We start from the raw sequence: 268 nt of genomic DNA, 5'->3' as shown, positions 1-268 counted from the left end.
GTGCAGGACGACGCCATCGCTGGTCAGGGTTCGATCGGCGAGGCGGCCGAGGGCACGTCCGGCAACGCGTCGGCGGATGCCCCCGAGCCGGTCATCGGCGGCTCCGATCTCGTGCGTGGCTCGGTCGTGCCGCCGTGGTCCGCCGCGAAGCCTTACGTCAATCTGTACAACCACAAGGCGCCTATTCAGGCCACCGTGGTGGGCAACTATCGCCTGACCGACGCGAGCACCGAGAGCGACATCCATCACATCGTGCTCGACTTCGGCA

1 pseudogene is annotated in these 268 nt (G+C 67.2%); it reads left to right on the top strand.

The window, feature by feature from the left end:
- Nucleotides 1–268: pseudogene (locus CDV44_RS28560) on the top strand (benzoyl-CoA oxygenase); the annotation flags it as partial.

The sequence above is a fragment of the Pandoraea sp. PE-S2R-1 genome, from assembly GCF_002179865.1.
GTDB lineage: Bacteria > Pseudomonadota > Gammaproteobacteria > Burkholderiales > Burkholderiaceae > Pandoraea.
This window is presented reverse-complemented; position numbering and strand designations above follow the sequence as displayed.